Raw genomic sequence first — 9,796 nt, 5'->3', positions numbered from 1 at the left:
AAGCCAGCTCCCACAGGTTCAGCGCAGCTCACAGAATTGATATTCACCATCGATCTCTGTGGGAGCTGGCTTGCCAGCGATGGCGGCCGCTCGGGCACCAGATAAATCAGGGCTTTGTATCTGCTTTGGCGACCGTGACCCAATACGGCGTGTGCTGCTCGATCTGCACCGGCAGCGTCGGCAGCAGGGCACTCAAGGCCTTGTCGGTGTCGTGCAGCGGGAAACTGCCGGTGATGCGCAGGTCAGCGACTTCCGGCGCCACGCCCAGATGCCCGCGCCGGTAGCGTCCAAGCTCACGCACCAGATCTTCCAATCGAGCGTTGTCCACCACCAGCATGCCGCGGGTCCAGGCATCGGCGCCGGGCGTGAGCGCCGCGACCGCGTCGAGGCCGTCATTGCGGATCAGCACTTGCTGGCCTTCGCGCAGGATCTGCTCTTCAGGATGGCTTTGCGGATGCGCCGCCACCGCCGATTGCAGGACGCTCAGACGCGTGCCTTGTTCTTCACGCTTGACCAGAAACCGTGTCCCCAATGCACGCATGCTGCCTTCGCGGGTTTCGACGATGAACGGCCGCGCATCACCGTGACCGGTCTCGACCATGATTTCGCCTTCCTGCAGTACGACCAGCCGCTGCCTGGCATCGAAGCGCACATCCACCGCGCTGTGGGTGTTGAGATTGAGCACGGTGCCATCGGCCAGGCGTACCGTGCGCTGTTCGCCGGTGGCGGTGCGTTGATCGGCAAGCCAGTAATCCAGAGGCAAATACCGATCACCGGCAAACAGCGCCAGACCGATCACCGCCAGCACGCTGGCCAATCCGCTGCCGAGCTTGCGCACGCGCCGCCGAATGCCTTCGCGCGATTGCAGTAACGCAGCGCGGGCCGGGCCGTTGGCGACGTTGAAACGCTGATCGAGCATGCCCAGTTGGCGCCAGGCGCGGGCGTGTTCTTCATGGGCCGCATGCCATTTGGCGAACTCCTCGCGCTCCAGCGGACTGCCGGAGTCCAGCGACAATTGCCAGGCAATCGCCGCGTCCAGCACCTGGGCCGAGACCGGTTTGGAGCTGGCCGGATTCATGTCGGCTCACCGTACAGGGCGATGTAGCACTGGCGAATGCCTTGCGCGAGGTATTGCCGCACGCGGGGCACCGAGACGCCAAGCTTCGCGGCGATTTCGGCATGGCCGAGGCCGTCGAGGCGGTTATACAGGAAAGCGGCGCGGGCCTTGGTCGAGAGTTTGCCGAGCAGTCGGTCGATGGCCTTGAGGTCTTCCAGGATCAACTGCTGTTCCTCCACCGAAGGTTGTTCGCCTTCGGGGATCAGCATCAATTCGGCGAGATAGGCCTGTTCCAGCGCGGCGCGGCGGAAGTAGTCGAACAACAGGCCCTTGGCGATCGCCACCAGAAACGCCCGGGGTTCGCGCGGGGTCAGCAGTTGATCGCGACCGAGCAGGCGCACGAAGGTGTCCTGGCTCAGGTCTTCGGCCCGTTGCGGGCACGCCACATTGCGCCGCAGCCAGCTCAGTAGCCAACCGCGATGGTCGCGATACAACGCACCGACGAGTTCACTGTGAGGGCTTGGGACTGACGACACCAGACGCACCGATTGGGAAATGTTAACCAACGAGAATTGTTCGCGATTCTCGCAGAGGTGGGAATGGTTAGCAATTGGCCACTGGTCGGGTGAAGTTAACGGCGAGCCCTGTAGGAGCTGCCGAAAATCTAGAAGGAGGGCGCCTGCTGACGGCGTTTCCACTGACTCAAACGCTGCTGCAAATTCAACGGGCTATGAATCTGCTGCTGCCGCGCCCGGCTGAACAGGATCAACGCCAGCTCCGCCGTGGCCAGCGCATCGGCACTCGCATTGTGCCGCTCGAACACCTCAAGTTTGAACCAGTCGATCCATTCATCCAGCCCGGCCTCGCGAATACTCGCCTGCGGGCACAACAACGGCGCCATGTCCGCGACATCCAGAAACACGTTCTGCAGCTTGTAGCCCAAGTGCTCCTTCAGGGCGCGTCCGAGCATGTGCTGATCGAAGGGCGCATGAAACGCCAGCACCGGGCTGTCGCCGATAAACTCCATGAGCTCCAGCAGCGCTTCGGCCGGGTCGCTGCCGGCGGCAATCGCGTTCGGCCCCAGGCCATGAATCAACACACTGGGGCTGAGCTTCAGCTCCCGGCATTGAAGGGTGCGTTCGAACTGCTGGCTGAAGTCGATTGCGCCGTCCTCGATGACCACTGCACCGATCGACAACACGCGATCCTTGTTCAGGTTCAGCCCGGTGGTTTCCAGATCGAGCACCACCCAGCGCTGCTCGCGCAGGCTGCATTCTTTCAGTTCGCCAATGGTCGGCAGTTTTGCCAAGCGCTGTTGCAGGTCTGCCGACAGCAGTGGGCTGGCCGGCCGCAGCCAAGAAAACAGGCTCATAACTGATACCGCAAGGCCAGGCTGCTTTGCAGGCGCTGCGCCTGGCGCAGCGATTCACGCAGGATGCGCCGGTCCAGATGGTTGAGGCTGTCCGGGTCGACGCGGTTGGACCACGGCAGATTTTCACGGGTCTGGATCTGATGCTGCTGCATGCGCGTCTGCTGGATGAAGTGATAAGCCTCTTCATACGCCGCGCCGTCGAGCCGTTCGATGACTTGTTTTTCGACCAGCTGACGCAAGCGTTCGAGAGTATTGTTGGTTTCGATGCCATGGGCCAGCGCCAACAGGCGCGCGCCATCGACGAAGGGCGTCAGGCCCTGGACCTTGAGGTCGAGGGTGGCTTTCTCGCCGTTTTTGCGCGCCAGCACAAACTCGCGGAAACGCCCCACGGGCGGACGATTGCGCAGCGCGTTCTCGGCCATCATGCGCTGGAACAAACGGTTGTCGCCGACCTGCTCGAGAATCCCGCGGCGCAATTGCGCGCAGCTTTTTTCGTCGCCCCAGACCACCCGCAGGTCGAAATAGATGCTCGAACCGAGCAGGTTCTCCGGCGTCGCCTCGCGAATGAACGCTGCAAAGCGTCGCGCCCATTCTGCCCGGGACAGGCACAGCTCGGGGTTGCCGGCCATGATGTTGCCCTTGCACAGGCTGAAGCCACACTGCGCCAGGCTCTGGTTGATCTGCTGGGCGATCGGCAGCAGCTTGCCGCGAATCTCCGCCGCCTGCGCCGCGTCCCTCGCTTCGAAGAGAATGCCGTTGTCCTGATCGGTATGCAGCGTCTGTTCGCGCCGGCCCTCGCTGCCGAAGCACAACCAACTGAACGGTACGCCGGGGTCGCCTTTTTCGGCGAGGGTCAGTTCGATCACCCGGCACACGGTGTGGTCGTTGAGCAGGGTGATGATGTGAGTGATCTGCGTCGAAGATGCACCGTGAGCCAGCATGCGTTCGACCAGTTGGCCGATCTCGCCGCGCAGGCTCACCAGTTGCTCGATGCGCTGGGCGCTGCGGATGGTCCGGGCCAGATGCACCAGATCGACCCGTTGCAGGGAGAACAGATCGCGCTCGGAGACCACGCCACACAAGCGCTGATCCTTGACCAGACAGACGTGGGCGATGTGCCGTTCGGTCATGGCGATCGCCGCGTCGAAGGCGCTGTGATCCGGCGACAGAAAGAACGGCGAGCAGGTCATGTGGCGCTCGATGGCTTCGCTGAAATCACCGCTGCCATTGGCGACCACCTCGCGCAGGTCGCGCAGGGTGAAGATCCCCAGCGGCGCCTTGTGTTCATCCACTGCGACGATGCTGCCGACTTGTTGCTCGTGCATCAGCTTCACTGCTTCGCGCAGTGGCGTGTCGGGGCTGCAGGTCACCGGATGGCGCATCGCCAATTCGCCGAGGCGGGTGTTGAGCGAATACTGGGTTCCGAGGGTTTCCACGGCTTTCTGCTGGACTTGCTGGTTGACCTGATCGAGCAGGCTGCTGACCCCGCGCAGGGCGAAATCGCGGAAGCTGCCGGACAGGGCAAACAGTTTGATGAACGCCGGTTTGTTCAACTGCAGGCAGAAGGTGTCTTCGCCGGCCAGGTGTTCGGTACGGGTTGCCCGTTCGCCAATCAGTGCGGCCAACGGGAAGCATTCTCCGGTGGTGATCTCGAAAGTGGTTTCGGTGCCGGGCCGGGTGATGTGCTGACGCTCGCCGATCACGCGGCCCTGTTTGACGATGTAGAAATATTCGACCGGCCCGTCGGCAGGTTTGATGATGCTTTCGCCCTGGCCATAGAAGCGCAGTTGACATTGCTCCACCAGAAAAGCCAGGTGGGCGTGTTCCATCTGATTGAAGGGCGGGAAGCGCTGGAGGAATTGCAGGGTGCCCTGAATGTTCTGCAACACCGCGGTTTTCCCTGCCTGGGTGAAGGCGTCCGCTTTACTCATAACCATTACCGCAGTCTTTTTTGAATTGTTGTTGTCGGATCGATGCAGCCATGGTCGGCCCCTGCGTGCAGGGTGCCCATTGGACGTAAGTCTAGGTTGGGGTTGCCGTTCGGCACATTTGGGAAGAGCCCTACAAAAACAGTCGGAAATTCTCGCGTCAGCCTCTTGGAAAAAAATCCGACGAAGTGCACATTGAAGCTGTGCTTAGCGATGTCTGACGACTGTGCCAGGTGACTGAATTGAAAACGTAGAGAGTGCCATGTCCGACCACGATATTTTGAGCGACGCCGAGCGTGAAGCGCTCAGCGCTGTCATGCTAGAACCCGACTTGCCGCCGCAACGTGTACTGATCGTCGATGACGACAAGGACGCCCGGGAGCTGTTGTCGGAGATTCTCGCGTTGGACGGTATTCACTGCATGACCGCCGCCAGCGGTGAAACCGCACTGAAGATGCTCGCGGAAAAACCCTCGATTGGTCTGGTGATCACGGATCTGCGCATGGGCAACGTCGATGGCCTGGACTTGATCCGCCAGGTACGCGAATCGGTGCGGGCAGCGATGCCGATCATCATTGTTTCCGGCGATGCCGATGTAAAAGACGCGATTGCCGCGATGCATCTGAGCGTGGTGGATTTTTTGCTCAAACCGATTGATACGGCCAAGTTGCTGGGCTTGGTCAAACACGAATTGGGCATCGAGCCCTGACTTTTTGCAGATCAAAAGATCGCAGCCTTCGGCAGCTCCTACAGGTGATCTCATGTAGGAGCTGCCGAAGGCTGCGATCTTTTGATTCTGCTTTCCAAAGAAAAAGCCCTGATCTCTCGACCAGGGCTTTTTCACATCAGCGCAAGTTACAGGCCGTTGGCCTTCTTGAACTCGCGACGACGACGGTGCAGCACCGGCTCGGTGTAGCCGTTCGGCTGTTTGGTGCCTTCGATCACCAGTTCGACCGCCGCCTGGAAGGCGATGTTGCTGTCGAAGTTCGGTGCCAGCGGACGGTACAGCGGGTCGTTGGCGTTCTGCCGATCGACCACCGGCGCCATGCGCTTGAGGCTTTCCATCACTTGCGCTTCGGTTACGATACCGTGGCGCAGCCAGTTGGCGATGTGCTGGCTGGAGATGCGCAGCGTCGCACGGTCTTCCATCAGGCCCACGTCGTTAATGTCCGGCACTTTCGAGCAACCCACGCCCTGGTCGATCCAGCGCACCACGTAACCGAGAATACCCTGGGCGTTGTTGTCCAGTTCGTTCTTGATCTGTTCCGGCGTCCAGCTCGGGTTGACCGCCAGCGGAATGGTCAGGATGTCGTCCACCGAAGCGCGGGTACGCTTGGCCAGTTCGGCCTGACGGGCGAACACGTCGACCTTGTGATAATGCAGCGCGTGCAGTGCAGCGGCGGTCGGCGACGGTACCCAGGCGGTGTTGGCGCCGGCCAGCGGGTGAGCGATTTTCTGTTCGAGCATTGCCGCCATCAGGTCGGGCATCGCCCACATGCCTTTCCCGATTTGCGCGCGACCTTGCAGGCCGGTGCTCAGACCGATATCGACGTTCCAGTTCTCGTAGGCGCCGATCCACTTCTCGGCCTTCATGTCGGCCTTGCGCACCATCGGGCCGGCTTCCATCGAGGTGTGGATTTCGTCACCGGTGCGGTCGAGGAAGCCGGTGTTGATGAACACCACGCGCTCGCTGGCAGCCTTGATGCAGGCCTTGAGGTTGACCGTGGTACGGCGCTCCTCGTCCATGATCCCGACTTTCAGGGTGTTGCGGGCAAGGCCCAGCACGTCTTCGATGCGACCGAACAGCTCGTTGGTGAACGCCGCTTCTTCCGGGCCGTGCATCTTCGGTTTAACGATGTAGACCGAGCCGGTGCGGGTGTTCTTGCGCGAGGTGTTGCCGTTGAGGTTGTGCATCGCTGCCAGACACGTCACCAGACCGTCGAGAATGCCTTCCGGCACTTCGTTGCCGTGCTTGTCGAGGATCGCGTCGATGGTCATCAGGTGACCGACGTTACGCACGAACAACAGCGAGCGCCCGTGCAGGGTCAGTTCACTGCCATCGACCTTGGTGTAGGTGCGATCCGGGTTCATGGTGCGGGTGAAGGTCTGGCCGCCCTTGGCGACTTCTTCGGACAGGTCGCCCTTCATCAGGCCGAGCCAGTTGCGGTAGATCACCACTTTGTCGTCGGCATCGACGGCAGCCACGGAGTCTTCACAGTCCATGATGGTGGTCAGTGCCGCTTCCATCAGAATGTCTTTGACGCCGGCGGCGTCGGTCTGGCCGACCGGGGTGCTGGCGTCGATCTGGATTTCGAAATGCAGACCGTGGTTTTTCAGCAGGATCGCGATCGGGGCATTGGCATCGCCCTGGAAACCGATCAGCTGAGCATCGTCACGCAGGCCGGTGTTGCTGCCGCCCTTGAGGGAGACCAGCAGTTTGCCGTCAGCGATCTTGTAACCGGTGGAGTCGACGTGGGAGCCGGCAGCCAGTGGCGCCGCTTCGTCGAGGAACGCACGGGCGAAGGCGATGACTTTGTCGCCACGCACCTTGTTGTAGCCTTTGCCCTTTTCCGCGCCACCGTCTTCGCTGATCGCGTCGGTGCCATACAGGGCGTCGTACAGCGAACCCCAGCGGGCGTTCGAGGCATTGAGGGCGAAGCGGGCGTTCATCACCGGTACCACGAGTTGCGGGCCGGCGGTGCGGGCGATTTCATCATCGACGTTTTGCGTCGTTGCCTGGAAATCAGCCGCTTCTGGCAGCAGATAACCGATTTCTTGCAGGAAGGCTTTGTAGGCCACGGCGTCGTGCGCCTGGCCGGCGTGTTCCTGATGCCAGGCATCAAGACGAGCCTGGAAGTCATCGCGTTTGGCGAGTAGGGCTTTGTTCTTCGGCGCCAGGTCATGAATGACCTTGTCGGCACCTTCCCAGAATTTTTCGGCGGTGAGGCCGGTACCGGGAATGGCTTCGTTGTTCACGAAGTCGAACAGGACTTTGGCGACCTGCAGGCCACCGACTTGAACGTGTTCAGTCATTGCTTGCCTCACTCTGCTCAGCTATTTCGCTTTTCAGCTCTTCAATTTAACAATGAAGCCTCTGGCCATTTAAACCACAAACCTTCCGACCAGTACATGCCATTGCTGGCGGCTGGGCTGGGACCAATCAACGGCTTGGGGGCCTTGCTGACGGGGCTTTCAGGGTTGCGAACGTGCCTTGGGCAGACATCGATCCAGCGTTATGTAGTGCGCGCTGCGGCATACTACATGATGAGTTGCGCTTGTGAAAATCAGACTAATTACGTCGTTCTGCGACCTCATGACGCATTGCGGTCACGTCGCGGAACGGGATGTTCTCAAAAAACCAGCAGATTGTTCCAGTTAAATATAAAAAGTTGTACACATAAATGCTTTCTGCCTGCTATGGCATCCCCCTGCGGTGCACACTTCTGTAGTGAGGGGATTTATCCCCGATGGGTGGCGAAGCCGCCCCCTGCGCGCTGACAGGTAGACCGAGCTGACAGGGTTTACGGCTGCTGCGCAACCGATCGGGGATAAATCCCCTCGCCACAGGTTGCATCCAAAACCAGGACACAGGTCTGCTGCCTGGGCTGAATCAAACCCTTGCCTATACTTGCCTTTCTATAACAAAAGTCATGACAAGAGGGCTGCGCCATGGATCATCTCGTACTCACTGTCTTCGCCCCGGACAAGCCCGGGCAGGTCGAGCGCATCGCCCAATGCATCGCCGAGCATGGCGGTAACTGGCTGGAAAGCCGCATGTCACGGATGGCCGGGCAGTTCGCCGGGATTCTGCGGGTGGGCGTGCCGGCGGAGGCTTACGACGAATTAGTCGATTCCCTACAAGCATTGTCGGCGCAGGGCATTCGCGTGCTGATTGCCGAGAGCGGCATCGAGCAGTCTTGCACCTGGAAACCGATCGCCATGGAGCTGGTGGGCAACGATCGTCCGGGCATCGTACGCGACATCACCCGTTTGCTCAGCGAGCAGGGGGTGAACCTCGAACGGCTGGTGACCGAAGTGCGCCCGGCACCGATGAGCAGCGAGCCGTTATTCCACGCTGAAGCAATTCTCGCGGTGCCGCTGACCCTGTCGCTGGACGTGCTGCAATCGCGCCTGGAAACCCTGGCCGATGATCTGATGGTCGAACTGGTGTTACGCACAGACGTTTAGGCGCCGCTGGGGTTATCCAGTTTTAACGTGCGCCTGCCTGTGGATAACCTGTAGAAACCGGGCGCAACGCCACGCTGGCTGTGGCTTGCCGGGAACTGATCAAAAAACCGCCAGCATTCAGTGACTTGCGCACAGACGGCGGGGATCACGCTGTGGATAACCTTGGGAAGGAACGTTGCAGGCCGCGAGAATCGTGGCCTGCATAGCTTTGTGCGTTTTTTTGATCAGCTGCGCCGACGCAGACTGATCACCGCATCGACGCTATAAACGGCCAGACCGGCCCAGATAAAGATGAACGCGATCAGCGTGCTCGACGACAGATGCTCACCAAACAGCAACACCGCCTGCAGCAGCACCAGCGTTGGTGCCAGGTATTGCAGGAAGCCGATGGTGGTGTAAGGCAGGTGGCGCGTGGCAGCGTTGAAGCACACCAGCGGCACCAGCGTCACCGGGCCGGCGGCTACCAGCCACCAGGCTTGCGAGGTGGTCCAGAATTCGGGTTGCGCGCTGGTTGCGGTCTGGTTGAACAACAGCCAGGCAATGGCGATCGGCACCAGCATCCAGGTTTCCACTACCAGCCCCGGCAAGGCTTTGACCGGCGCCTGTTTGCGGATCAAACCGTAAAAACCAAAGGTCAGCGCCAGCACCAGCGACACCCACGGCAGACTGCGACCTGCCACACTTGCTGCGCCACGCCGATGGCCGCCAGCCCCACGGCGATCCACTGCATGCGCCGCAGGCGTTCGCCGAGAATCAGCATCCCCAACAGCACGTTGACCAGCGGGTTGATGTAGTAACCGAGACTCGCTTCGAGCATGCGTCCGTTGTTCACCGACCACACGTAGGTCAGCCAGTTGGCCGCGATCAAGGTACCGCTCAGGGCCAGAATCGCCAGGCGTTTGGGGTTGTCGAGCAATTCGCGCAACCAGCCCGGATGCTTCCACACCATCAGCAACAGGGCGCCGAACAGCGCCGACCACAGCACCCGGTGAATGATGATCTCGACAGCGGGTACTTCGGCGATGGCTTTGAAGTAGATCGGGAACAGGCCCCAGATGATGTAGGCACTCAGGCCCAGAATGTACCCGCGACGCGGGTTGGCGGCTTGCATGCAGAATCCTTGCTTAGGCAGCTAACAAAGGAGGGATTGTAAGGAGGTTGTATAGATGTGTCGTGTCAGAAAGCGAAAAGATCGCAGCCTTCGGCAGCTCCTGCAGGGGAATGCGATCCATGTAGGAGCTGCCGAAGGCT

The 9,796-nt window shown here is 60.6% G+C and carries 7 protein-coding genes and 1 pseudogene; 2 read left to right on the top strand and 6 right to left on the bottom strand.

Going from position 1 to position 9,796, the window contains the following annotated elements; genetic code table 11:
* Nucleotides 1–106 precede the first annotated feature (106 nt).
* From HT737_RS12890 to HT737_RS12875, 4 genes are all read right to left on the bottom strand, one after another.
* Nucleotides 107–1,078: a FecR domain-containing protein gene (locus HT737_RS12890; protein ID WP_182402760.1), complete on the bottom strand. Its 972-nt coding sequence runs from the start codon at nucleotides 1,076–1,078 to the stop codon at nucleotides 107–109.
* Nucleotides 1,075–1,593 (bottom strand): RNA polymerase sigma factor, encoded by a 519-nt coding sequence (locus HT737_RS12885; protein WP_047297143.1) that lies wholly within the window; start codon nucleotides 1,591–1,593, stop codon nucleotides 1,075–1,077. Before HT737_RS12885 ends, HT737_RS12890 begins: the two co-directional genes overlap by 4 nt.
* A 128-nt stretch (nucleotides 1,594–1,721) precedes the next feature.
* Entirely contained in the window at nucleotides 1,722–2,429 is a 708-nt protein-coding gene (locus tag HT737_RS12880; protein WP_047297043.1) for a PolC-type DNA polymerase III, read from the bottom strand.
* Nucleotides 2,426–4,360, bottom strand: a complete 1,935-nt coding sequence (locus tag HT737_RS12875) for a putative nucleotidyltransferase substrate binding domain-containing protein (protein WP_308809985.1) — start codon at nucleotides 4,358–4,360, stop codon at nucleotides 2,426–2,428. The genes HT737_RS12880 and HT737_RS12875 overlap by 4 nt, the downstream gene beginning before the upstream one ends.
* A gap of 259 nt (nucleotides 4,361–4,619) precedes the next feature.
* Between HT737_RS12875 and HT737_RS12870 the strand changes: the two genes are divergently transcribed.
* Nucleotides 4,620–5,066: a response regulator gene (locus tag HT737_RS12870; RefSeq protein ID WP_041069952.1), complete on the top strand. Its 447-nt coding sequence runs from the start codon at nucleotides 4,620–4,622 to the stop codon at nucleotides 5,064–5,066.
* 146 nt (nucleotides 5,067–5,212) lie between these two features.
* Here HT737_RS12870 and HT737_RS12865 read toward each other — a convergent pair whose 3' ends face one another.
* Nucleotides 5,213–7,390: a malate synthase G gene (locus HT737_RS12865; protein ID WP_182402756.1), complete on the bottom strand. Its 2,178-nt coding sequence runs from the start codon at nucleotides 7,388–7,390 to the stop codon at nucleotides 5,213–5,215.
* A gap of 636 nt (nucleotides 7,391–8,026) precedes the next feature.
* Between HT737_RS12865 and HT737_RS12860 the strand changes: the two genes are divergently transcribed.
* Nucleotides 8,027–8,545 carry a glycine cleavage system protein R gene (locus tag HT737_RS12860; RefSeq protein WP_007966538.1) on the top strand — a complete coding sequence of 173 codons (519 nt, stop codon included), beginning with the start codon at nucleotides 8,027–8,029 and terminating at the stop codon, nucleotides 8,543–8,545.
* Between the two features lie 224 nt (nucleotides 8,546–8,769).
* Here the strand turns inward: HT737_RS12860 and rarD are convergent.
* Nucleotides 8,770–9,656, bottom strand: a pseudogene (gene rarD, locus HT737_RS12855) (EamA family transporter RarD).
* Nucleotides 9,657–9,796 lie beyond the last annotated feature (140 nt).

Origin of the sequence: Pseudomonas sp. MD195_PC81_125, assembly GCF_014060985.1 — a bacterium.
GTDB classification, from domain to species: domain Bacteria; phylum Pseudomonadota; class Gammaproteobacteria; order Pseudomonadales; family Pseudomonadaceae; genus Aquipseudomonas; species Aquipseudomonas parakoreensis.
Note: the sequence above shows the minus strand (reverse complement) of the source record. Positions and strands in the feature narration are given on the sequence as shown.